This is a genomic window from Lentibacillus sp. CBA3610 (assembly GCF_013373365.1).
Classification (GTDB): domain Bacteria; phylum Bacillota; class Bacilli; order Bacillales; family Amphibacillaceae; genus Lentibacillus.
Genome location: NZ_CP035925.1, coordinates 1,060,364 through 1,082,861, shown reverse-complemented (window position 1 = coordinate 1,082,861; position 22,498 = coordinate 1,060,364). Strand labels below are relative to the sequence as shown.

The following is a 22,498-nucleotide window of genomic DNA, read 5'->3' as shown; positions in this document are numbered from 1 at the left end:
TCAATTTTTTGGGTTTTACCGCTAGTATAGCGATATGATATTTGTTTATGTTATTTTGGTAATTTAATGCCTTGAAAAGCTTAGCACCCCAATTGTCTTGCGATGACCATCCGCTGCACCTCGGAGGTCCCTTCTCCTATCTCAAGCAGTTTCGCATCACGCAAATACCTTTCCACCTCATATTCACGCATGTAGCCGTAACCGCCGTGAATCTGGATAGCCTGGTTCGCTGCCCGGAAGGCTGTTTCCGTTGCATAAAGCTTGGCGTATGCTGCTTCTTTTGAAAACGGCTTATCCTGATCTTTCAGCCATGCTGCTTTATACACAATATTACGGGCAAGCTCCACTTCCATCGCCATATCCGCAAGCTTGAATTGAATCGCCTGAAAGTCCGATATCGGCTTACCGAATTGTTTGCGTTCTTTCGCATAGGCAAGCGCTTTATCGAGTGACGCCTGAGCAATACCGAGGCCGAGCGATGCAATGGATATTCTGCCCCCGTCCAGCGTATACAGAAATTGATTGAACCCTTTTTGCGGATCGCCAAGCAGATTTTCTTTCGGTACCCGGACATTATCCAGCACAATCTCAGCGGTATCCGAACCGCGTACCCCCATTTTGTCGTAGTCGCTGGTAATGGTCAGCCCCTCGGCATCTGTTGGTACAATGATGGCAGATATGATATTTTTGCCCCGTTCATTTTTTCCGGTAACAGCAGTGACAATAATTGTTTTGGCGAAACTCGCATTGGTGATGAAACATTTTTCGCCATTAATGATATAATCATCGCCATCTTCCTCTGCTGTGGTTTTCGTTCCTCCGGCGTCCGAACCGGCATTCGGTTCCGTCAGCCCAAACGATCCCAATGCCTTCCCTTCTGCCATAGGCGTCAGAAATTTTTCTTTTTGTTCTTTCGTTCCAAAATAATAGATTGGGCTTGCCCCTAGTGAGACAGTTGCTGCAAAGCTGAGACCGGTACTGCCACAGACTCTGCCTACCTCTTCCACTGCAATGGCATAGGAGAGCGTGTCACCGCCTGAGCCGCCGTACTCTTCGGGAAATGGAATCCCCAGTATGCCGAGCTCCCCCATCTGTTCGAAAATATCCAATGGAAAACTCGCCTCTTTATCGATTTCAACGGCTCTCGGTTTAATGACTGCCTCCGCAAAATCAGATACCATTTTCCGAGTCATCGTCTGTTCTTTTGTCAGCTCAAAATTCATGTCAAACCCCCTCGTATAATCATTAAAGACCGACTGGTTGGTCTGTATCACCCATAAAAAAACCGCTGTAAATCCTCCTTGACGCTGTTAATCAGCAAATTTTGATATGAGCTCCCGGAAAATGAATCCGTTTTCAATACTGCGCGTAATATTAAATCTACATAAATCGACCCTATTTCGTCAATGGTTTTCACACCTGAATATTTATACCATTTGTATGTCCAGTTGACCATTCCCAGTATTGCCATTGCCGTTATTTCAACTGGCAGATCTTCGCGGAATTCACCGGCTGCTTTTCCTTCTCTCAAAGCATTCAGCAAAATGTGTTTAAACTGGTCCCGTTTTTTCTTGATACGATTCTCGTATTCGGGTTTTAAATAAATATTTTCCTGATAAAAAACCGAAATGTGGGGTTTGTAAAGTCCGAATGTCTTCACAAAATCTTTGATGATCGCCTGCAGCTTTTCAGTTGGATCAGAAAATGTTTCGGTTGCAATCGTTGCCTTTTCTAATACATACGTAATGAACTCATCGTGAATGACAAACAGTAATTCGTCTTTGCTTGTGAAATGATGATAGAAACCTCCCTTGGAAGTTCCCGTTTCATCGACAATCTGATTAACTGTAACGCCGTGAAAGCCGTATTTTTCAAATAAAATCAATGCTTCATCTATAATTTTTTTTCGTAGGTCCGTTCTAAACCCTCCCTTCCTCATTCAACTACACTATATCACATTTTTCAGAAAATACAAAGGAGATTTTCATAGGCTTTTTTTAAAAGGAAATAGCAGACAGTAATCCAATGCTGATACTGTCTGCTATTACTGTTATTCCTCAAAAGGTTTTTCGTAAATCGGCTCTTTCCATACTTCGATAACCTCACCCTGATTATCGCTGTCAACGACAAACGAGCCATTGCTGTAACGATCACTGACCGACAATTCAAGGGGGAATATACTATGCTTTTCATCTTTGCTTGTTTTGAACGATATTGTATCATTGTCACCTGCGATATATAGCCCTTTAAGGCGATGGGGTTTTGTTTTTAACTCCCGCAGCATGATCAATCCCCGGTTGGCGCGGCTGGATTTCTCAAATTCTCTTAATGTCATTCGTTTGGCCGCACCGCGCTGGGTTACAACCACAATCGATGGATTGGATACTTCATCAAATACTTGTCCATTCACAACGTATTCGTCCGCCTTTAGCTTGATTGCTTTCACACCTGCTGCACGCTGTCCGACAACGGATATTTCCGATTCATGATACCATAAGCCAAATCCTTTATTGGAACCAATAAACACATCAGAGTTTCCCTTTGTTTGAAACACATCAACTACTTCATCATCGCCTTTCAGATTAAGGGCAATCAATGCTTTAGAGTATCGCTGTGCTTTATACAAGGCAAGTTCACTCCGCTTGACCATACCATTTTTAGTAAAGAAGACAAGATACGCGCCATCCTTAAATGTCCGCACCGGGATCGTTTGAATGATTCGCTCATCCCGATCAATTGAGACAAGGTTTGAGATGTGCTGACCGATATCCTTCCATCTGATATCCGGCAATTCATGGATAGGAAGATATATATACTTGCCTTTATTTGTAAACAACAGAATATGATCTGTCGTATTCACCTCAAATAATCCAACAAGATGATCATCATCTTTTATTCCGAAATCTTCCCCATTCGACGCACCATATGAACGAATGCTTGTCCGTTTAACATACCCGTCTCTCGTTGCCGATACGACCACGTCTTCACTTGCCACGGTCACTTCAATATCAAACGTTAACGCCTCAATTTCATTCTCAATGTCGGTTTTTCGATCGTCAGCGAACGTTTTTTTGATTTGTCTCAGCTCTTTTTTAATATGCTGCAATAGATTTTTCTCACTGGAAAGCAATTTCTCCAATTTATTGATCTCTTTTTTCAATTCTTCCGCTTCTTGCTCCAGTGAGGTAACATCCGTATTGGTAAGTCTGTATAACTGGAGCATAACAATTGCTTCTGCCTGTTTTTCTGAAAACTCATATTGATTGATGATACGTTTCTTGGCATCCTGTTTATCTTTTGACGCCCGAATCGTAGCGATCAGCTCATCTAAAATGGAAACAGCTTTGATCAGACCTTCAACAATATGTGACCGGTCTTTTGCTTTATTCAGATCAAATGTGGTTTGTCTTGTTATGATTTCTTTTTGATGAACAATATAGGAATCCAGTATTTGCTGTAATGACAGAAGTTTAGGTGTTTTATCATAAATAGCTACCATATTAAAGTTATATGTCACTTGCAAATCTGTATTTTTATATAAATAATTCAGGACACCTTCACTGCTGGCACCTCTTTTGAGCTCAATGACAACCCGCAAACCGGTGCGATCCGTTTCATCCCGCACTTCGGCAATACCTTCCACTTTCCGGTCAATCCGCATTTCATCCATCTTTTTGACCATATTCGCCTTATTGACATCATACGGAATTTCATCGATTACAATTTGCTGTCTGTCCCCGCGCATATCTTCTATTGATGCATTACCGCGGACAACAATTTTGCCTTTTCCGGTTTCATACGCTTGTCGTATACCATCGACACCCTGAATAATGCCGCCTGTCGGAAAATCAGGACCCTTCATTACCCGCATTAATTCATCAACGGTAACGGCAGGTTTATCAATCTTCTTGATAACAGCATCAATGACTTCTCCCAGATTGTGGGGGGGTATATCCGTTGCATACCCTGCCGAAATACCAGTGGATCCATTAACGAGCAAATTCGGGTATTTAGCCGGCAGAACAACCGGTTCAGTAATCGTATCATCAAAATTGGGAATGAAATCGACTGTTTCTTTCCCAATATCACGGAGCATTTCAGAAGCGATTCTTGACAATCTTGCTTCAGTATAACGCATAGCGGCAGGCGGATCCCCATCAATACTGCCGTTATTTCCGTGCATTTCAACGAGGCTGTTGCGTACTTTCCAATCCTGGCTTAGCCGTACCATCGCATCGTAGACTGAACTATCCCCGTGCGGATGGTAGTTACCAATAACAGTTCCAACTGTTTTTGCTGCTTTGCGGAAATTTTTATCGTAAGTATTTTTTTCCTCGTTCATGGCATATAATATTCTGCGCTGAACAGGTTTCAATCCATCCCGGGCATCCGGCAGAGCCCGCTCTTGAATAATATATTTACTGTATCTTCCAAAACGGTCACCCAAGACTTCTTCAAGTGGAAGATCCAAAAAATTTTCAGCTTGTGCCACACCAATCCCCCCTAAAACAATACTGCAATGTCTTTTGTGTTTTGCATATTATTTCGAATGAATTTTATCATTCTCCAATATATTAGCGTCTTCTTCCAGTCCGAACTCAACGTGGCCTTCAATCCATTTTCTCCGTGGCTCCACTTTATCTCCCATTAATGTTGTCACCCGTCTTTCAGCCCTGGCAAGATCATCTATCGTCACTCTGACCAATGTTCGCGTTTCCGGATTCATGGTAGTTTCCCACAGCTGGTCGGCGTTCATCTCACCAAGACCTTTATAGCGCTGGATAATATAACCGTTTTTGAATTCTTCAATGGTTTTTTTCATTTCTTCATCATTCCACGCATAAACGGTTTTTTCTTTTTTGCCTTTACCTTTCGTTATTTTATAAAGTGGCGGTAAGGCAATATAAACCATACCTGCCTCAACAAGCGGACGCATATACCTGTAGAAAAAGGTCAAAAGCAGCACCTGGATATGTGCACCGTCAGTATCAGCATCGGTCATAATGATAATCTTGTCGTATTGGGCATCTTTCAAATCAAAATCGCCGCCAACACCCGCACCGATTGTATTAATAATGGTGGAGATCTCCTCGTTTTTTAAAATGTCCTGAATTTTAGCCTTTTCGGTATTGATCACTTTTCCTCGCAGCGGCAGAATTGCCTGAAATTTACGATCGCGTCCTTGCTTGGCAGAACCACCGGCAGAATCTCCCTCCACGAGATAAAGTTCATTTTTCTTCGGGTTTTTGGACTGAGCCGGTGTCAGTTTGCCGCTTAACATTGTTTCCTTCCGCTTTTTCTTTTTACCTGATCTGGATTCTTCTCTTGCTTTTCGTGCAGCTTCACGGGCTTCTTTCGCCTTGATTGCTTTACGAATCAGCGCTCCAGCGGACTCCGGATTCTCTTCCAGGAAGTAAGAAAGCTTTTCAGATACGATGGCATCGACTATGGATCGTGCTTCCGGCGTTCCAAGTTTGTCTTTTGTTTGTCCTTCAAACTGCAGCATTTCTTCGGGGATACGAACGGATACGATTCCTGTAAAACCTTCCCGTATATCTGAACCTTCCAGATTTTTTTCTTTTTCTTTGAGATATGTATTTTTTCTTGCATAATCATTAAAAACGCGGGTGATGGCTGTACGGGCACCTGATTCATGTGTCCCACCATCCTTTGTCCGGACATGATTCACAAAAGACAGGATATTTTCAGCGAACCCGTCATTAAACTGAAATGCAAAATCAACTTCAATTTCCTGCTGCTGCCCTTCAAACGAAACGACAGGATGCAACGTATCTTTTTCTTCGTTCAAATACGTTACAAATGATTCCAGTCCATCGGGAAATTGGTACACCTCTTTTAACTGTTCCCGCTTATCATCTAACTCTATTTTTAACCCTTTCAGCAAAAAAGCCGCTTCTCGTAATCGTTCGGATAACGTCTCAAAATTATAGACAGTCGTCGAAAAAATAGCAGGATCCGGTTTAAAATGAATAATCGTTCCTTTTTTATTTGTTTTACCCATTTTTTCCAGTGAACTGGCAGGTTTACCCCCATTTTCAAATCGCTGATAATATTTATGCCCATCACGGAAAATGGTTACTTCCAGCCATTCAGACAGGGCGTTGACGACAGAGGCGCCAACACCATGCAGCCCGCCACTTGTTTTATAGCCGCCTTGTCCGAACTTTCCGCCCGCATGCAGCACTGTGAAAATGACTTCAGTTGTGGACTTTCCACTGGAATGAACACCAGTGGGAATCCCTCTCCCCGTATCTTCGACGGATATACTGTTATCCTGGTGTATTGTTACCTTAATCACTGACCCATACCCGGCTAAAGATTCATCAACAGCATTATCGACAATCTCAAAAACCAAGTGATGAAGCCCGCGCTGATCAGTACTGCCAATGTACATACCTGGTCTCTTTCTTATGGCATCAAGACCTTCCAGTACTTGAATCGAATCATCTGTATATTGTAAAGACTCTTTAACCATGCAGCCCGACTCCTCTCTTTCTTAACTAGCATACACGTTCTCCCATGATAATTTCAATAATAGAACAATTGTTTGTAAATGTAAAATGCATATTTTATTCTTATATCGTATAAAGCTGATATCATCGTCATACACGGTTATTAGTATACTATAATTTTTCGTGAGTACAAAAAAAGAATGACCTGAGAAGGCCATTCAAGCAATTTTCCTGTTTACTTGACAAGGACAGAGTGAGCAACCTTGATACACATATCCATGATGACAGTAAATTCACGTTCCTGTAAATAATCATAGGCTTCTTGACTGATAAGTCCCTGCTGTGCCCAAAATATGCGACAATCCGTTTGTGCCGCTTCTTTTGCAATATCAGGCAAAAATTCGGAACGTCGGAAAACATTGATGATATCAATATTTCCATCCACCTCTGTCAAGGAATCATACGCTTTCTCTCCCAGCACTTCATCAACTTTAGGGTTTACCGGAATAATGGTATACCCCTGATCCTGCATGATTTTTGAAATTTGGTATGACGTGCGCTCAGGATTATCTGACAAGCCAACCACTGCAATCGTTTCAGCTGATTCCAAAATCTCTTTTACAGTTTCATTTGACGGATTTACCCATGACATGCTTAATACCCTCCCTCAGTTATTCGATAAGTCCTTCTTCCACCAGGTATTCACGAGCAACATTTGCCGGATCTCTGTCTTCGTAATCGACTTCATAATTCAACTGGCGCATTTCTTCATCGGTTATTTTGCCTCCAAGCTGATTTAATATGTCAGCGAGCTCAGGATGATCGTCCAATGTATCCTCCCGCATTAATGGGGCGCCCTGATAAGGCGGGAATAGGTTTTCGGGATCATCTAATATAGTCAAGGCCATATCAACCATATAGCTGTCTGTTGCATAAGCGTCAATCACATCGACTTCACCATTCGCTAATGCCTCCTGGCGAATTCCAGGTTCCATCGTTTGGACATCGGCAATATTAAGATCATAGACATCCTGCATACCGACATAACCATCATACCGGTCATTAAATTCCAGTGTGAATCCGGCGGTAATCTCATCTTCTACCCGGTTTAAATCACCGATGGCTTCCAAATTGTGCTCTTCTGCCAGTTCTTGTGTTGTGACAACAGCATATGTATTATTGTATGCCATCGGATCCAGCATAATCATATCATATTGTTCTTCCATACCTTGCCTGGCTTGCTCATAGACAGCACTTGCCTCATTACTGTCCGTTTCCTCCTCCAAATGTGTGACAATAGCTGTTCCCGTGAATTCAGGAAAAATATCAATACTGCCATTCTTTAAAGCATCAAACACAAAGGCAGTTTTTCCCAGCCCCGGTTCAAGTTCAACCGTTAAATCAGTTTCTTCCTCAATCAGATGTTTGTACATATTGATTAAAATAGCCGGTTCAGCACCGAGCTTGCCGCCAATTGTAAGATCTGCCTGTTTTGCCGGTGAAAAGAAAAATGGTGAAACAACAATTAAAACAGCTATCACGAGCATTGCCGTAAATGATTTAAACCCTGCCCGTCTGGAAACACGTTCAAACCCACGCAAAATGAAATCCAGTAATATAGCAAGCAGAGCAGCCGGTATAGCACCAAGCAGGATAAGATTCAAATCGGCTCCACGATCAATACCCAGCAGGATAAGTTCACCTAAACCACCCGCACCAATTAACGCAGCAATTGTGGTGGTTCCGATGATTAAAACCATGGATGTCCGAATGCCGGCCATAATAACAGGCATGGCAATGGGGAGCTCTACTTTGGTCAATCGTTTGAAGGAGTTCATCCCCATTCCGGTTGCTGCTTCTTTTAATGCCGGCTCCACCTCATTAATCCCGGTATAGGTGTTTCGTAATATGGGTAACAAGCCATATACGGTTAATGCAATAATAGCAGGTGTCGTACCTATACCAAAGAATGGAATCAAAAAGGCCAAAACAGCCAGACTGGGGATTGTTTGCAGAATAGCTGAGAGACCGATAATGGGCTCGGCTATCCGCTGATATCTGGTAAGTATAAGCCCAAGTGGTACTGCAATTATTACCGCAATAATTAATGAAATCAATGAAACCTGTAAATGCTCCCAAATTGTTTCCAATAACATGTCCTGCCTGTTTTGAAAAACGGAAATGAACGCGTCCATCACCGGATCACCCCGTCTTTCACAGCTGTTTCATGCTTCAAGTATGAGACAATATCTTTGTATGTCAGTGTCCCGATCAGCTGATTATTTTTAAGAACCGGATATACTTGCTGGTTACTTTCCTGTAACATTTCTGTTGCTTTATATAATGGCAGATTATTTTCTAGTACTGCAAAATCGTCTGTTGGCCGGCCGTCTGCCACCGCTCCTGCATAATCGTTTTTCTGATCTTTAATGATAAATACCCCTTGATTCGGGTAGTTGCCTTCTTCATATGCCGCTTTCGTTATGATATTGGCCTCTGTTTGGTCCGCTATGATATCAACAGCAGTTTGCCACGGCGATTTACGTTCTCCGATAAATTCTTTTACAAATTGGGTTTCCGGATTCAAAACTAATTGCTGTGGCGTATCTACCTGAATGATTTGCCCCTCTTTCATGAGACAAACTTTATCGCCAAGTGCCAGCGCCTCGTCTATATCATGTGTAACAAAAACAATTGTTTTCCTGATTTCCTCCTGCAACTGCCTGATATCACGTTGTAGTTGTTCACGACTGATCGGATCAAGAGCACTGAATGGTTCGTCCATAATCAAAATATCCGGATCGGCCGCCAATGCACGGATGACCCCAATCCGCTGCTGTTCACCGCCTGAGAGCTCACTTGGCCTCCGATCTTTGTAAGTTGATGGATCAAGCCCTACCATATCCAACAATTTCTTACTTCTTTTCCTGATTTCTTTTTGCCTCCATTTTTTCATTTCCGGTACGACGGCAATATTTTCCTCAATCGTCATATGCGGAAACAAGGCGATTTGCTGGAGAACGTATCCAATATTCCATCGCAGCTCATGAATATTATAATCATTAATGTTCGTATTGTTTATGTAAATCGTGCCTGATGTCGGTTCAATCAGCCGGTTAATCATCTTCATAGTCGTTGTCTTGCCACAGCCGCTCGGTCCGATTAATGTCACAAATTCCCCCTCATTTATTTTTAATGAAAAATCGTTAAGTGCCGTTGTACCATCGGGATATACTTTTTTGACATCCTTGAATTCAATCATACGCTTCTCCTTTTAACAAACATTCTTAGCTTAGAAGAGTTTTATTATATACCCTTTATTCATATTTTATAAACTATATTTCTCGATAACAACGAATAAAGGTTCTTTGAAACACCACTTCATGGTAGAATAGGGTTAAGTTAAAATATGCTGGAAAGTGGGAAAGGCTATGGAATTTATCGTATTTGCTATTATTGCGTATTTATTGGGGTCTCTGCCCTCCGGCGTTATTGTCGGAAAACTTGGTTACAATATTGATATCAGAGAACGCGGCAGCGGCAACCTGGGGGCAACCAACACATTCCGGGTTCTGGGTATGAAAGCCGGCATAATCGTGACGTTGGCAGATATATTAAAAGGTACGCTTGCAACGGTACTTCCTTTATTTTTCGATGTGGAAGCATTTCGATTGGGAATCGGTTTATTTGCAGTTCTCGGCCATACCTATCCTTTATTTGCCAAATTCAATGGCGGAAAAGCTGTAGCAACATCAGGCGGGATTATTTTGGGTATTAATCCTGTATTATTCGTTGTGATGGTAGCCTCATTTCTGATGACTTTATATTTTTCCAAATATGTTTCCCTGTCCTCCATGGTTACCGGTATCATAGCAGTGATTGTTTCCATTCTTTTTCGGGATTTGGGCCTGATTATCGTAACAGCCGGTTTAACGATTTTTGTGTTTTACCGTCACCGTGAAAATATCAAGCGGATTAAAAATAAAACCGAACCGAAAATCACATGGATGTAACCATACGAAACCAATAAATTGAATCTTTATTTTAACTTTTAGTATACTATGTAAGTAACAGATATAATTGGAAGGGGTCACAGATCGTTATGAATAAAGCTAGAACAATCTTAAAGAAACAGTTACCGGATAAAGCACAACGTCATCAACTATTTGGTTCTGTCGAGCCCGGTCCTAGAACAAAACCAAGTGAAAAAAGCAAAATGGCTGATTTACAAAATACAAAGGAAGATTTTCTATTTGATCTTGATGCAGTTGGAATCGCTAATGTAAAACATCCGATTACTGTTGCGAGTAACCTCGAGCCAAAAACACAAACAACAATTGCTGAGTTTGAGTTTTCATCGAGCATTAATAAATCCAGTAAAGGCACCAATATGAGCCGTTTTACAGAGCAGCTTCAGGCTTTTCATCAAATCGGTTTTGTCATTGACTTAAAATCACTTAAGACATTCACGAAAGACCTGGCCGAACGGTTAAACCAAAAGGACGCCAAAATCAAGGTGAGTTTTCCGTGGTTTTATGAGCGCCGGGGCCCTCAATCAGAACTTTCCGGCATGAACCATGCGGATGTTACCATTTGTGTGAACTATGATACACTCGCAGGATTCACTGTGGAAGCTACTTTATCATCACTGATTACGACTCTCTGCCCTTGCTCGAAAGAAATCAGTGAATACAGTGCCCACAACCAGCGCGGGGAGGTTACCATGACTGTATCATTGGCAGAGGATTTCGATGAGGATACAACCGATTGGAAAGAATTTCTGCTCGAGGCAGCAGAAAGCAATGCCAGTGCCAGGTTGCACCCTGTTCTAAAACGGCCTGACGAAAAAATAGTTACCGAACAGGCATATGAAAATCCCCGTTTCGTTGAAGATTTAACACGGCTTGTAGCGGCTGATTTATACGAAATGCCGTTTGTCACCAGGTTTCAGGTTCAATGCCGTAATGAAGAGTCCATTCATATGCATGATGCTATAGCGTCAGTAACGTATGATAAAGTGCAGGACGAACTTCAGGAAGGATAAATAATATGAAATATATCTTTATCGGCCTGATTAAATTTTACAGGAAGGCTATCAGTCCATTTAAACCACCGACATGCAGGTTTTTTCCCACATGTTCTGAATATGGACTGGAAGCTTTCCGGCGATTTGGATTTCTCAAGGGTGGTTATCTGACTATGCGGCGAATCAGTAAATGCCACCCTTTTCATGCTGGTGGTGTCGATTTAGTACCTGAAAAACGAGAAAAATAGCCGAGTCCCTCAAGGAGTGATCAATTTGAATTTAAGCATAACGAACGAAGCTGCAAAGTGGTATAAAGAAGAATTCGATTTGGATGATCAATCCTATTTGCGTTTTTTTGTCCGGTACGGATTTGGCGGACAAATACCCGGATTCTCGTTAGGTGTCAGCAATGATACGCCAGATGATATATATGCTTCAAAGGTTAAAGCGGGAATCACGTTCTTCGTGGAAAATAAAGACGCTTGGTATTTCGATGGGAAGGATTTGACGATCCAGCTGGATGACAATAAACAGGAACCGGCGTTCATTTATAATTAAGAGGCGTTATCAGAGCGCCTCTTTTTCATGATTTTTGAATAAGTCTGATCTATAAATCAAACCTGTTGATTTGTTCCCACTGCTTCTCAGTTCTTAATATGCTTACTTGCTTTTCGCCGAACAAATCAAAATGCGGATGATGTTTATCCCTATGAATCCAATTCGGTTTTAACCCATATTTTGCTCCCCAGGCAATCAGTTTTTCCATATCATTACATCCGACTTTCGTTACTGTATCACATCCGGGGAACCGTTCATCAATCCAATAATGGGTTAAAAAACTTATATGGCCATTTTCCACTTCTGTTTTCCATTTTTTCAATTCATTCCGATTAATGCCAAAAGCCATCAGGATTCTCCATTCACTTGCTGTAAATATACCTGATGCCATTCAGGAAAAGCTTTTCGCAATGACATTGGCCGAAAAGATTCCTTGTGAACAATCACATGTTTTGTCGTCCCGCTAACAGCTATTTCACCGTTTTCCTTGAAAATATGATAGCCATATACAGTCCGGATACCATCATATGTATCAATCCACGTTTCAACAGCTGCTTTTTCACCATAGTGAACAGGTTTTTTAAAATTTATTTGAGCATCAACCACCGGGGAGACGATATTATGCTTTTCCATATCGGTATATGTAAGACCGAGGCTTTCAATATATTTTGTACGGCCGATTTCGAACCAGACAAGATAGTTGGCGTGGTAAACAACGCCCATCTGATCGGTTTCCTGATATCTTACTTCAATTGGTGTGTTTGTTTTATGCAATTTTGCTTCCCCCTAAATCAGTTTGTCTATAAAACAGTTTATCATATTTTCTTTTTAAAATAGGCGTATTTGCATGAACGTTAAAACCTCAAACCATTATTCAATGGCTTGAGGTTAACGTTATTTTTTCGCCTCATCTTTAATTTCCCGACGCATACCTTCAATCGCTTCTTCACGTCGTCTGTTTTTCGCTTCAATCTTTTCTTTTTCTTCACCGGAGCTATGTTGCATCGTATCATGAGCTTCTTCAATATTTTGAATGGTATCCTGTACCATGTCCTGTAATTTTTCAACATTATCACTTCGGTCATCCGGTTTAGGTTTGTTGTTGTATTTATCAGCCACTTAAATCCTCCTTGATCAATTTGATGTCACCTTAAAAGGTGTGTCTAATTTAATTTTTTACCGAAACAGTGATAATATACAAAAGAAAAAGCCCGTTCTTATTGGCCGCCGCAATCTTTACCAAAATGGACAAGGCATTTCCTGCTATGCACGCTCTTTATCTAAAGATTGATGCATTTTTGTTTCCATATTTTGCTCAATTCTTTCTAAAACTGATTCATCCTGCAAAATTTCTTTACGGTTTTCCTGTACAAGTTCATCAAAAGATAATCGCTTTTTTAAAGAAATCGTTATCCACTCCTTCTTAACATTATTCAAAAATTCTTTCTTTTTGAAATTAATGTATTTAAGAGTAGTATGGCCATTTCTTTCAAAATTTATCCAAGTATTATGTTAATTTTTCCATCATATCCACCATATAATCGTAATCCATTGGGCCAAGCTTTGGTGGTTCCTGTACTTTACCGTCAGTTCCGATAAAGTAAGTCGTTGGGATGTTATAAATGGAATATTGATCTTGAATTTCAGAGTCCTTATCCAACGGAACAGGATACGTATAGCCGTTCTGATCAATATATTCACGGACATCTTCAATGCTTGAATCATTTCCGGTCAGATTAACAGCTACAACTTCCACTTGGTCGCCGTAATCTTCATAAAACGCCTGCATTTCGGGCATCTCTTCTTTACAAGGCCCACACCAGGAGGCCCAAAAATTCATGATGACTTTCCTGCCACGCAAATCAGACAATCGGAATGTATCCCCCGAAAGTGTTTCCACTTCAAAATCCGGAGCAACTTTTCCTTCTTCAATCCCTGTTTCACCAGGCGGGACGATTCCCGCACCTTCAGAACTGTCTTGTTCAGCATTATTTGCACTTTCATCTGTATCGGTAAAACTGATTACTGTCATACTAATCATAAACACCAGCAGTGCGACTCCCAAGACTCGTTTAACCATTAATGTATCCCCTAACATAGCGATTAATATACTTCTATCGTACCTGCTATTTATTGAATATGTAAAGTTAAACAAGCTATTGTCATAAGTTGTTCATAAACAACCTCTTTTATGCGCAAAGCCTGTTTGTCAAAGATTGTTGCTCTTGCCGAAAGATCCAAAACTGCGACATAGCAAAAATTTGTGTGCAATGACACCGCTCCGGAAAGCGACGAGCAAATCTCCAACCGAATAAGCTACGAGTTGCGAGGAGTGCTGCATCAACGAGTTCTCTTGCAACACGACGAGCACCATGTATATTCCAGCTGCGAGGTTAGAGAGTCTCACTAAATGCTACGAACAGACTTACTCACTCTGTGTCGCATTTTATATCTACTGCGAGATTAAAAACAACAGGGTTTACTAAATTAGCCTATGCAAAAAAAGCCAATACACCATAAGTACGGTGTATTGGCTTCTGTTTTTAAGCTTATTGCACAACATTATCAGCAGGCTCAAGTTTATTCCGCAATACCATTTGTAAAATACCGCCGTGGCGATAGTAGTCAACTTCAACATCACTGTCGAAGCGGGCAACAGCATTAAATTCGGTTGTGTTTCCATCTTCATCAACAGCTGTTACTTTAATGCGATCATGTGGTTTCACATTTTCATCGATTTCTACAGTATATGTTTCTTTGCCGGTGAGTCCCAGTTTATCAGCACTATCACCTTTTTCAAACTGTAATGGCAGCACACCCATCATAACCAGGTTTGAACGGTGAATACGTTCAAAGCTTTCAGCAATGACTGTCTTTATGCCGAGCAGGTTTGTACCTTTAGCAGCCCAGTCACGCGAGGAGCCCATTCCGTAATCTTTTCCGCCGATAACCATCAATCCGGTATCGTCTTCCTGATATTTCATGGCAGCATCATAAAATGGCATCAGTTCACCAGTTGGCCAATATGTCGTATAGCCGCCTTCTTTACCCTGTGCCAGCAAGTTGCGGATACGGATATTGGCAAACGTGCCACGCATCATAACTTCATGATTACCACGGCGTGATCCGTAAGAGTTAAAGTTTCGCGGTGATACACCTTTTTCTTGTAAGTATTGTCCAGCTGGCATATCTTTTGCGATAGCTCCGGCCGGTGAAATATGGTCAGTTGTTACAGAGTCACCGAATTTACCAATCACCCGCAGATTATCCAGCGACTTAACTGAACCTGCTTCTTTTGATAACCCTTCAAAGAATGGCGGATTTTGAATGTATGTTGATTCACTGTCCCATTCGAATAATGGTTCATCAGTCGTTTGGATTTCATTCCATTTTTCATTTGAATCAAATACTCTTTCGTATTCTTTACGGAAAATCTCCGGTGTTACAGAAGATTGAACAGCATCTTTGATATCTCCCATTGATGGCCAGATATCTTTCAAATAAACAGGTTCACCGTCTGCATCCGTGCCAAGTTGATCCTTGCTTAAATCAACATCAACCGTCCCAGCCAGTGCATATGCAACAACCAATGGCGGTGATGCCAGGTAGTTGGCTTTGACGAGCGGGTGAATACGTCCTTCAAAGTTACGGTTACCTGATAATACAGAAGAAACCGTTAAATCACTTTCTTCAATTGCTTTTTCAATTTCCGGGCGCAGAGGACCGGAGTTTCCAATACATGTCGTACATCCATAGCCAACAAGGTTGAAGCCTAACTGGTTCAAATATTCCTGTAACCCTGAATCATCCAGATAACGTGTAACGACTTTAGACCCTGGAGCCAGTGATGTTTTAACATATTCAGGTACCTTCAAACCTTTTTCTACCGCATTTTTTGCGAGTAATCCGGCACCAAGCATGACGTATGGGTTCGACGTGTTTGTGCAGGACGTAATCGCAGCTATAGCGAGCGCACCTGTTTTCATTTTAGACGTTTCATCGTTCGGATGCTCAACTGTTGCTTCTTTATCAAACTCCGATTCATCCATGCCAAAGCCCTGGTTTCCGGATGGCGCCGTAATAGCTTTATTGAACGCTTCTTTCATATCGGACAGTGCAATTAAATCTTGCGGGCGTTTAGGTCCGGAAAGATTTGGTTCAAGCTCTGATAAATTAATTTCAACAACTTCAGTATACTCAGGATCTTCCTGATCAGCTGAATACCAGAGATCATTTTCCTTACAATACTTTTCTACCAGTTCAATTTGCTCCTCACTGCGTCCTGTTAAACGAAGATAACTTAATGCTTCATCGTCAACAGGGAAGAAGCCGCACGTTGCCCCGTACTCAGGAGCCATGTTGGAAATCGTTGCACGATCAGCAAGCGGCATGTCCTTTAGCCCGGGACCAAAATACTCGACAAATTTTCCGACAACATTTTTCTCACGAAGAACCTGTGTAACTTTTAAAGCCAGGTCAGTTGCTGTTGTTCCTTGTGGGAAACTGCCGGTAAATTTAACGCCAATTACATCCGGAGCTGGGAAATATGATGGTTGTCCGAGCATTCCGGCTTCAGCTTCAATACCGCCGACACCCCAGCCGAGGACGCCTAAACCGTTAATCATTGTCGTATGTGAATCGGTTCCGAACAACGTATCCGGAAATGCATCATAAGTGCCGTCTTCATTTTCAAGACCATGCACAACATTTGCGATATACTCGAGGTTTACTTGGTGTACGATTCCCGTGGCAGGCGGCACAGCCTGGTAATTGTCGAATGCTTTTTGTGCCCAATGCAGGAATTCGTAGCGTTCCATATTGCGTTCAAATTCCAGCTCCATGTTTGCCTGAAGTGCATTTGGGGTACCATATTGATCCACTTGGACAGAGTGGTCAATAACCAAGTCTACAGGTACTTCCGGATTAATTTTATCCGGTTCGCCGCCCATGTCAACCATTGCTTTCCGTAATGAAGCAAGGTCAACGACAGCTGGTACACCAGTAAAATCCTGCAAGATAATCCGGGATGGTTTAAATGGTACATCGACACCACTGCCATTATTTGTTCCCCATTTAGACAAGCCTTCCACATGTTCATCTTTTATGACATGGCCATCCTGCTGGCGCATGAGTGATTCCAACAGCACACGAACAGAAAAAGGAAGACGGGATATTTTGCCCAGATTCGCATCTTCAATTGCTTTTAGTTGGTAAAAATTATACGTTTTGCCATTTAATTCGAATTGTTTTTTCGCATCAATACCCATAAAAGCTATACTCCTCCCTATCATCTTTTGTCACAATACCCTAATGCTGATTAGAAAATCGGATTTTTGCCAAGGCTTACGGCATAATCCTGATTTGAAATGCCAGATAAAAAGATTTATTTCTATCTGGCAAAAAACCCCTACAAATATATCTTATATGAAATAATTCTATAAAACAATCGTTTCCTGGTGAATGACATATATTAATAAGTTATAAAAAGTGATAAGATTTTTTTATCCCGCGTGTCACAAAGGTGCCTGCACAGGACCCGTCCGAATAGTTAGCCTTTGTTTTTTATTTTCAGTGGAGCAAACCGCTCCACTGAATTAATGAGCATTTATTTTATGGTTTTGGCAAAACAACTCTGAACGTGGTTCCGGCTTTTTCATTTTGCAGTATTTCGAGCTTTCCCCCATGCCGTTCCAGGATTTGCCGGGTAATCATCAGACCAAGCCCTGTTCCATTTTGTTTTGTCGTAAAAAAGGGCTCTCCAAGTTTATGTATGACTTCTTCGGGTATGCCCGGGCCTTCATCAATAATATCGATGAAAACCTGATTATCCTGCAAGTAATTAGTGACTTCTATGTATCCGGAATCCTCCATTGCCTCAATAGCGTTCTTCAATAGATTAATAAAAACCTGTTTAATTTGAGAGCGGTCACAATTTATGTCCTGATTTAAGTCCTGCTGCCAAAGAATCTCTACATTTTTCAAACCGGCTTGAGGTTCCAGTAATGTAACCACATCACTAATCATTCCCGGTAAATTTTCCAATTCTTTGTGATCTGTCATCGGTCTCGAAATGAATAATAATTCCGATGTAATAGACTCCATTTTTTCAATTTCATCGACCATAATTTTATAATATTCGCCTTCTCTGTTCACACCTGCCTGCAGAAGCTGCAAAAAGCCTTTGATCGATGTAAGGGGGTTTCGGATTTCATGTGCAATGCCCGCTGCAAGCTGACCGGCAACTGACATTTTTTCGGACCGAATCATCATTTCTTCCACTTCTTTTTTATCGGTGATGTCTTTTGTGGCAGAAACATAATAATGGTTGCCACTTTCATCATGAATGGGTGTTAATTGATTTTCCGTCCAGATGTTTTTACCGTGCACATTTTGAATGTTAATATTAAAAACTTGTTTAGCACTTTGGATAACATCCAGATTCTTTTTTAAATATGAGATATCTTCCGGAGAAATCCATTCATACCATTTTGTACCAATCATTTCTGCCACGGTGTACCCTACCAGCCGTTCAGCCGATTTCGATACGTAAATAATTGCTCCACTTTGATCCCATAGCGTAATGATTCCGTTCATGTTTCTGTCTATCCAATTAAGGATTGAGGAAGGTAACGAAGCCAAACTGTAAAATTCGTAAAGGTTTCGGGGAGTTGTTGAATGTTGTTCTTTTTCGTTGAATTCTGACAATTCTTTTCCATATTTGTCAATCATCTCTTGCCCTCCTTACCTATTAATTTACTCACAGTCATTCATATGACAAATTTAACGAATATATGCTAATATTATGTATGAAATACTCCATTAATTGTACTAAATTATAGTACAGTTATTCGTTAATGTAAAAAATTCTCATCCTCTGCCGGTTATCTTTATGGTACTATAATAGCCTATCGAAATTAAAAGTTAAAGGAAATTATTGTTATTTTATATATTCAAAAATCAAAATAGGTGATAATATGTCAATAATTGACGACATTCTGATTATTTTATGGGGAATTTTGCTGATTAGTCTCATGGGAATCGGCGGATTTTTTATGTTTCGTAAATTCCTGAAACAATTGCCAAAAGAAGACGGGAATTCTAACATGGACTGGGAAGAATATTATGTTAACAATACGAAACATATGTGGCGAGAAAATGAAAAAATACTTCTGGAAGAATTAGTAGCACCAGTACCCGAATTATTTAGAGATGTGGCAAGGCATAAAATTGTTGGTAAAATAGGTGAAGTCGCTCTAAAGAAAGAAAACAATGAAATAACACAGGAAATAGTGATCGAAGGATATATTTTAGCCACCCCGAAAAGAGATCACAAATTTTTAAGGAAAAAATTAAAAGAAAAAGAGATTGATGTAGCGCCTTATAATCATTTATTTAAATTATCCCGCAGCGATTATGCTGATAATTGGAAGGCCCGTTATAAGAAAACACGCTGATGTATCTTTTCAGAAGCCTGAAGTCAGAGACCGGATTGGTGGAAGTCGGCGATTTGGCCGATTTCGTATTGAAAAACATCATCCGAAATCTTATACTCTCTTTTCGATATAAAAATTATCCGGAAAAAATAAAATGGCAATGCCACTCAAACAGTTGGGTGCATTGCCATTTTAATATATTGATGTAATCATTGGAATGCAGAACTTAAAGGGAGAAGCCATGACTTTAATGTTCTGATTTAGTGTCCATTTTTTTGTGGAGCTCTGATTATTCAAGTTCTTTTTCTAATTTTTTAAACTTATACAACATTGCCAGCCGCCATGATACAATCATGCCAAATGCAAGCAGGAAAAACATTCCGCTCATTTCGCCAAACGAAATACTTGCTCCGATCGCCAGTTTAATAATAACCCTGATAAATAATAATCCAAATAAAATAAAAATAAATGCTTTTGATGGAATTAAATATATATCGCTGCCTTTTATTTCGAACTTGGATGTTTTTATCAAAAAAGCGGAAAAAATAATCCCAACCAAAACAGCTTCCATTACTTGAAGCATATCAACCCGAAAAATGGGAAACAAAAACATAAAGGCGCCTGTGCTCATAAATAATGGGGGCAATATAATTTTCTTGACAGATGCCGGCTTTTGAGAGGCCTTTAACCGAATGAAGATCATCGTAATAGCCATAAAGGTTGCAACAATGGTACTTACCACCAGCCAAAACATTCGTCAACAGCCCTTTCCCAGCATCTAATTAATCGGTTCAAAGTCATGCAGTACATGATTGATCGCTTCCAAAACCCGATTTTCATCAAACGGTTTAACAATAAAATCCTTTGCACCCTTTTCAATCGCTTCAACGACTACTTTTTGCTGCCCCATTGCAGAACAAACGACTATTTTTGCTTGCGGATCAGTTTTTATGATTTCCGTAATAGCATTGATTCCATTCATTACCGGCATTGTAATATCCATTGTGACAAGATCCGGCCTTATTTCATGGTAAAGTCTAATGGCTTCCTCCCCATCCTTTGCTTCAGCAATAACATCATGGGTTTGTTTTTTCAGTATAGCTCCAAGTGTAACCCGCATAAAATTTGCATCATCGACTACAAGAATTCTTGCCATCCTTTATTCCCCCTCCAAGAACCTTTGCCGGCCCTCTGCAATCGATAAAATAATCGTCATTGAAACATTTAAACATGACAACTGTTGCTTCTTGTCCATGTTTGTTTCATTTTATATTCAATCTATTATAAAGCATTTCAAAAATCCAGTTCACTACTAAAACCCGCTGAATCCAAATAAGCTTGCCAGAAAAGCTGTCAGATCGGTCATCCAGTCAAAGTAAAGCGCAACCCCCATGAATATCATGATATAGCCGCCTATTTTGACAATTTTAGCACTGTGCCGTCTGATCCATGATAGCTTTCCAACGAAAAATGATAACACGAGAAACGGAATCGAAAAGCCTAATATATAGCTTATCATCATAACCATGCCAAGATCGGGATTGGTGGCCGCCAGTGAAATGACAATCACAAGAATAGGACCCATACAAGGTGTCCATCCCAACGAAAATGCCAAACCAATAAAAAAGGAACCAAAAAAGCCAGCCGGTCGATTCTTAAATGTGATTTTCCGGTCTTTCATGAGAAATTGAAAGTTGAATACGCCTACAATAACAAGTCCGAAAAACACAATTAAAATAGCACCTATCTGCCTGATAATATCCCGGTTTGCCTCCAGGAATTCCGAAATAAAGGAGGAACCAAATCCAAGCATAATAAAGATCAGTGAAAAACCAAGCAGGAAGCAAATCGTATGTAATAAACTTTTCCTGGTCAGCATTTTATTTTCATCTTTTAACTCATTCACACTCATTCCGGTAATATATGAAAGAAATGCCGGATACAGTGGTAAAACACATGGAGAGATAAACGACAGGAATCCCGCTCCAAATGCTATGAAGACATTAATTTCTTCTGACATGATAATCCTCCTACAGTATGCCCTGTCTACATTTTACCAAATAAATCAATTGGAACCTGAAACTGTTTTTGACAATAAAGCGACACTTATAAAGCTTAATTTTTTCCTGCACTCGTAAAATACCCCTGTTATGTGACATAATCAGGGGTATGTTAGCAAATGTTTGTATTAATAAATTCCGTTACTTCCCTTTTCCTTGCTGCTGGTTATTCATTTGCCGCATCATTTGATTAATTTTCTTTTGTGATGGTTTTTGTCCCATTTGCATCATAAGTGTGCGCAGCATTTGTTCATTAATTGGCGGGTTTTTCTTTAAATAGTTCATCATATATTTTCTGGCAATAAAAAAGCCTAGTGCAACGCCCGCAATTAATGCCAAAATTGCAATTAACACAACCCAAATCACGTCCATTAAAGCTTTCCTCCTTCATGTTGTCTCGCATACAGTATAGTAAACTAAAGATAAGAATACAATACTTGTCCGCCCCTGTCTTTATACTTTCCCATACCGACCGGAGAAATCCAGCCAAAATCATATGGGCGGTCTCCGACAACGAAAAAATACGGCTGGAAAGACCGTAATGCAGGGAAAAGTAAATCTTCTGCATCGTGAATGATGTCACCCCGAAAGTTTATACGTTTTTGCTCCATATGTAAAGAAATATACCGCATGTTCTCATGGATTTTCACACTATTCGCTTCTACTTTGGTGTCTGCCTGTTGTGGCTGATACTTCATAATCCGCGAGATGAGCAGCTCCTCCGGAATATCTATGGTTATATAGCGGAATTGCATAGCGAGGTCCTCTCTATTTTGGTCATATTCATAACTTTTAATGAATCGATATAATACATCACTTCGATAATAAAAAAAGTGAGCAAATTCTTCTTTTATCCAGTAAATGGCGTAATGATTCAACAAAATCCCTCCCTCTTTCCCTTCTATTATACCGATTCTTATTTAAAAGTTTGTCACTCTGTGAAGCAAA

Annotated in this window: 24 protein-coding genes; 5 read left to right on the top strand and 19 right to left on the bottom strand. The window is 40.5% G+C overall.

What is annotated here, in order from left to right:
* Positions 1–80 precede the first annotated feature (80 nt).
* From Len3610_RS05470 to Len3610_RS05440, 7 genes are all read right to left on the bottom strand, one after another.
* Complete coding sequence (locus tag Len3610_RS05470; RefSeq protein ID WP_176447059.1) at positions 81–1,223, bottom strand: acyl-CoA dehydrogenase family protein; 1,143 nt, start codon at positions 1,221–1,223, stop codon at positions 81–83.
* 47 nt (positions 1,224–1,270) lie between these two features.
* Positions 1,271–1,939 carry a TetR/AcrR family transcriptional regulator gene (locus Len3610_RS05465; RefSeq protein WP_176447058.1) on the bottom strand — a complete coding sequence of 223 codons (669 nt, stop codon included), beginning with the start codon at positions 1,937–1,939 and terminating at the stop codon, positions 1,271–1,273.
* Positions 1,940–2,050: 111 nt separating this feature from the next.
* Positions 2,051–4,492 (bottom strand): DNA topoisomerase IV subunit A, encoded by a 2,442-nt coding sequence (gene parC, locus Len3610_RS05460; RefSeq protein ID WP_176447057.1) that lies wholly within the window; start codon positions 4,490–4,492, stop codon positions 2,051–2,053.
* 48 nt (positions 4,493–4,540) lie between these two features.
* Complete coding sequence (gene parE / locus Len3610_RS05455; RefSeq protein WP_176447056.1) at positions 4,541–6,496, bottom strand: DNA topoisomerase IV subunit B; 1,956 nt, start codon at positions 6,494–6,496, stop codon at positions 4,541–4,543.
* A 212-nt stretch (positions 6,497–6,708) separates the two neighbouring features.
* A complete protein-coding gene (locus Len3610_RS05450) occupies positions 6,709–7,125 on the bottom strand; it encodes a CoA-binding protein (RefSeq protein ID WP_176447055.1) in 417 nt (138 codons plus the stop codon).
* Positions 7,126–7,144: 19 nt separating this feature from the next.
* Positions 7,145–8,668 carry an ABC transporter permease/substrate-binding protein gene (locus Len3610_RS05445; protein ID WP_176449562.1) on the bottom strand — a complete coding sequence of 508 codons (1,524 nt, stop codon included), beginning with the start codon at positions 8,666–8,668 and terminating at the stop codon, positions 7,145–7,147.
* The gene (locus Len3610_RS05440) at positions 8,668–9,735 is read right to left on the bottom strand and encodes an ABC transporter ATP-binding protein (protein WP_176447054.1); all 1,068 of its coding nucleotides are present in this window, start codon (positions 9,733–9,735) and stop codon (positions 8,668–8,670) included. The genes Len3610_RS05445 and Len3610_RS05440 overlap by 1 nt, the downstream gene beginning before the upstream one ends.
* A 169-nt stretch (positions 9,736–9,904) precedes the next feature.
* Between Len3610_RS05440 and plsY the strand changes: the two genes are divergently transcribed.
* The 4 genes from plsY to Len3610_RS05420 all read left to right on the top strand — a co-directional run bounded on the left by plsY (position 9,905) and on the right by Len3610_RS05420 (position 12,057).
* Positions 9,905–10,486 (top strand): glycerol-3-phosphate 1-O-acyltransferase PlsY, encoded by a 582-nt coding sequence (plsY, locus tag Len3610_RS05435; protein ID WP_176447053.1) that lies wholly within the window; start codon positions 9,905–9,907, stop codon positions 10,484–10,486.
* Positions 10,487–10,575: 89 nt separating this feature from the next.
* Positions 10,576–11,517 carry a GTP cyclohydrolase FolE2 gene (gene folE2, locus Len3610_RS05430; RefSeq protein ID WP_176447052.1) on the top strand — a complete coding sequence of 314 codons (942 nt, stop codon included), beginning with the start codon at positions 10,576–10,578 and terminating at the stop codon, positions 11,515–11,517.
* 5 nt (positions 11,518–11,522) lie between these two features.
* Positions 11,523–11,747, top strand: coding sequence for a membrane protein insertion efficiency factor YidD (gene yidD / locus Len3610_RS05425; protein WP_176447051.1), 225 nt, complete (start codon positions 11,523–11,525; stop codon positions 11,745–11,747).
* Positions 11,748–11,772: 25 nt separating this feature from the next.
* Positions 11,773–12,057, top strand: coding sequence for a HesB/YadR/YfhF family protein (locus Len3610_RS05420; RefSeq protein WP_176447050.1), 285 nt, complete (start codon positions 11,773–11,775; stop codon positions 12,055–12,057).
* A 49-nt stretch (positions 12,058–12,106) separates the two neighbouring features.
* On the opposite strand, the gene Len3610_RS05415 is transcribed toward Len3610_RS05420, so the two are convergent.
* From Len3610_RS05415 to Len3610_RS05385, 7 genes are all read right to left on the bottom strand, one after another.
* Positions 12,107–12,406, bottom strand: coding sequence for a hypothetical protein (locus tag Len3610_RS05415; RefSeq protein WP_176447049.1), 300 nt, complete (start codon positions 12,404–12,406; stop codon positions 12,107–12,109).
* Complete coding sequence (locus Len3610_RS05410) at positions 12,406–12,831, bottom strand: acyl-CoA thioesterase (protein WP_176447048.1); 426 nt, start codon at positions 12,829–12,831, stop codon at positions 12,406–12,408. Before Len3610_RS05410 ends, Len3610_RS05415 begins: the two co-directional genes overlap by 1 nt.
* A gap of 120 nt (positions 12,832–12,951) precedes the next feature.
* On the bottom strand, positions 12,952–13,176 hold the full coding sequence (tlp, locus tag Len3610_RS05405) for a small acid-soluble spore protein Tlp (protein WP_176447047.1): 225 nt from the start codon (positions 13,174–13,176) through the stop codon (positions 12,952–12,954).
* 144 nt (positions 13,177–13,320) lie between these two features.
* The gene (locus Len3610_RS05400; protein ID WP_255259806.1) at positions 13,321–13,494 is read right to left on the bottom strand and encodes an FbpB family small basic protein; all 174 of its coding nucleotides are present in this window, start codon (positions 13,492–13,494) and stop codon (positions 13,321–13,323) included.
* 70 nt (positions 13,495–13,564) lie between these two features.
* Complete coding sequence (locus tag Len3610_RS05395) at positions 13,565–14,137, bottom strand: TlpA family protein disulfide reductase (protein ID WP_255259805.1); 573 nt, start codon at positions 14,135–14,137, stop codon at positions 13,565–13,567.
* A 469-nt stretch (positions 14,138–14,606) separates the two neighbouring features.
* Positions 14,607–17,324 (bottom strand): aconitate hydratase AcnA, encoded by a 2,718-nt coding sequence (acnA, locus tag Len3610_RS05390; RefSeq protein WP_176447046.1) that lies wholly within the window; start codon positions 17,322–17,324, stop codon positions 14,607–14,609.
* A 343-nt stretch (positions 17,325–17,667) separates the two neighbouring features.
* A complete protein-coding gene (locus Len3610_RS05385) occupies positions 17,668–18,786 on the bottom strand; it encodes an ATP-binding protein (protein ID WP_255259804.1) in 1,119 nt (372 codons plus the stop codon).
* Between the two features lie 245 nt (positions 18,787–19,031).
* Here Len3610_RS05385 and Len3610_RS05380 point away from each other — a divergent pair, with 245 nt between their 5' ends.
* On the top strand, positions 19,032–19,511 hold the full coding sequence (locus Len3610_RS05380) for a DUF2621 family protein (protein WP_176447045.1): 480 nt from the start codon (positions 19,032–19,034) through the stop codon (positions 19,509–19,511).
* A gap of 268 nt (positions 19,512–19,779) precedes the next feature.
* Here the strand turns inward: Len3610_RS05380 and Len3610_RS05375 are convergent, their stop codons facing one another.
* The 5 genes from Len3610_RS05375 to sirA all read right to left on the bottom strand — a co-directional run bounded on the left by Len3610_RS05375 (position 19,780) and on the right by sirA (position 22,428).
* Positions 19,780–20,244 (bottom strand): CcdC family protein, encoded by a 465-nt coding sequence (locus Len3610_RS05375; protein ID WP_176447044.1) that lies wholly within the window; start codon positions 20,242–20,244, stop codon positions 19,780–19,782.
* Between the two features lie 24 nt (positions 20,245–20,268).
* Positions 20,269–20,646 (bottom strand): response regulator, encoded by a 378-nt coding sequence (locus tag Len3610_RS05370; protein WP_176447043.1) that lies wholly within the window; start codon positions 20,644–20,646, stop codon positions 20,269–20,271.
* A 156-nt stretch (positions 20,647–20,802) separates the two neighbouring features.
* The gene (locus Len3610_RS05365) at positions 20,803–21,510 is read right to left on the bottom strand and encodes a cytochrome c biogenesis CcdA family protein (protein ID WP_176447042.1); all 708 of its coding nucleotides are present in this window, start codon (positions 21,508–21,510) and stop codon (positions 20,803–20,805) included.
* A 181-nt stretch (positions 21,511–21,691) separates the two neighbouring features.
* Positions 21,692–21,922: a YneF family protein gene (locus Len3610_RS05360; protein WP_176447041.1), complete on the bottom strand. Its 231-nt coding sequence runs from the start codon at positions 21,920–21,922 to the stop codon at positions 21,692–21,694.
* Between the two features lie 44 nt (positions 21,923–21,966).
* Positions 21,967–22,428, bottom strand: a complete 462-nt coding sequence (gene sirA, locus Len3610_RS05355; protein ID WP_176447040.1) for a sporulation inhibitor of replication protein SirA — start codon at positions 22,426–22,428, stop codon at positions 21,967–21,969.
* Positions 22,429–22,498: the final 70 nt, after the last annotated feature.

Excerpts from the sequence above, each read along its gene's own strand:
- Len3610_RS05365 (WP_176447042.1), bottom strand. The coding sequence starts at position 21,510 with ATGTCAGAAGAAATTAATGTCTTCATAGCATTTGGAGCGGGATTCCTG.
- Len3610_RS05370 (WP_176447043.1), bottom strand. The coding sequence starts at position 20,646 with ATGGCAAGAATTCTTGTAGTCGATGATGCAAATTTTATGCGGGTTACA.
- Len3610_RS05450 (WP_176447055.1), bottom strand. The coding sequence starts at position 7,125 with ATGTCATGGGTAAATCCGTCAAATGAAACTGTAAAAGAGATTTTGGAA.
- Len3610_RS05385 (WP_255259804.1), bottom strand. The coding sequence starts at position 18,786 with ATGATTGACAAATATGGAAAAGAATTGTCAGAATTCAACGAAAAAGAA.
- plsY (WP_176447053.1), top strand. The coding sequence starts at position 9,905 with ATGGAATTTATCGTATTTGCTATTATTGCGTATTTATTGGGGTCTCTG.
- Len3610_RS05465 (WP_176447058.1), bottom strand. The coding sequence starts at position 1,939 with ATGAGGAAGGGAGGGTTTAGAACGGACCTACGAAAAAAAATTATAGAT.
- Len3610_RS05395 (WP_255259805.1), bottom strand. The coding sequence starts at position 14,137 with ATGGTTAAACGAGTCTTGGGAGTCGCACTGCTGGTGTTTATGATTAGT.
- Len3610_RS05380 (WP_176447045.1), top strand. The coding sequence starts at position 19,032 with ATGTCAATAATTGACGACATTCTGATTATTTTATGGGGAATTTTGCTG.
- acnA (WP_176447046.1), bottom strand. The coding sequence starts at position 17,324 with ATGGGTATTGATGCGAAAAAACAATTCGAATTAAATGGCAAAACGTAT.
- Len3610_RS05415 (WP_176447049.1), bottom strand. The coding sequence starts at position 12,406 with ATGGCTTTTGGCATTAATCGGAATGAATTGAAAAAATGGAAAACAGAA.
- parE (WP_176447056.1), bottom strand. The coding sequence starts at position 6,496 with ATGGTTAAAGAGTCTTTACAATATACAGATGATTCGATTCAAGTACTG.
- yidD (WP_176447051.1), top strand. The coding sequence starts at position 11,523 with ATGAAATATATCTTTATCGGCCTGATTAAATTTTACAGGAAGGCTATC.
- folE2 (WP_176447052.1), top strand. The coding sequence starts at position 10,576 with ATGAATAAAGCTAGAACAATCTTAAAGAAACAGTTACCGGATAAAGCA.
- Len3610_RS05445 (WP_176449562.1), bottom strand. The coding sequence starts at position 8,668 with ATGGACGCGTTCATTTCCGTTTTTCAAAACAGGCAGGACATGTTATTG.
- Len3610_RS05440 (WP_176447054.1), bottom strand. The coding sequence starts at position 9,735 with ATGATTGAATTCAAGGATGTCAAAAAAGTATATCCCGATGGTACAACG.
- Len3610_RS05470 (WP_176447059.1), bottom strand. The coding sequence starts at position 1,223 with ATGAATTTTGAGCTGACAAAAGAACAGACGATGACTCGGAAAATGGTA.
- Len3610_RS05360 (WP_176447041.1), bottom strand. The coding sequence starts at position 21,922 with ATGGACGTGATTTGGGTTGTGTTAATTGCAATTTTGGCATTAATTGCG.
- Len3610_RS05375 (WP_176447044.1), bottom strand. The coding sequence starts at position 20,244 with ATGTTTTGGCTGGTGGTAAGTACCATTGTTGCAACCTTTATGGCTATT.